This window comes from Ferrovum sp., from assembly GCF_027317285.1.
Classification (GTDB): Bacteria; Pseudomonadota; Gammaproteobacteria; order Burkholderiales; family Ferrovaceae; genus Ferrovum.
The window spans coordinates 1-552 of record NZ_DAHVHV010000165.1; the positions used below are offsets into that span (position 1 = coordinate 1).

The following is a 552-nucleotide window of genomic DNA, read 5'->3' on the forward strand; positions in this document are numbered from 1 at the left end:
GTGTATTCATACAGTTTTCCAGTACGCACTGAGATAGAGACATAATCAGGGTAAATTTTGTGGCGTTCTTGTGGCGTTTTTGTGGCTATCGTGTGGCGAATTATGCCGAATCATGACGAGTAGGCCGCGCCAAGTAAGGCGTATTTGCTAGGCATGGTTCGTCATGCCTTGTTTTGGCGGAGGTTCGAATCCTCTCGCCCCGACCAGTCAAATCAGATAGTTACAGCACAGAATGGCATATGCTATTGCATTAAGTTACTACTCTGTCATCAAGGCGGTTTATCGGTTGCTTGTTTTGTCAACAAGGTTGCGTATCTCGTGAGGATGAAGCAGCTTGTGCTGGTCTATGTCATCGGAAAAAGCATTGCACTCAGCCATCTGCTTCCAGGTATTTTGGAAGTTACTGTAGTCAAAAGCAGCCGACCATGCCTGGATGCGAGTCATTGAACGGACGAATGGTATTGGATCGGTATTTCTGGATAGCGCTTTGAGGGGTAGCAAATAGTCTTCGCGATATGCCGTCGGGATAATGATTCGACAAGCAGATGCTTG

At 46.7% G+C, this 552-nt stretch carries 1 pseudogene; it reads right to left on the bottom strand.

The annotated features are described in order from the left end of the window. Positions 1–279 precede the first annotated feature (279 nt). Positions 280–552 (bottom strand): annotated as a pseudogene (locus M6F29_RS12125) (hypothetical protein); the annotation flags it as partial.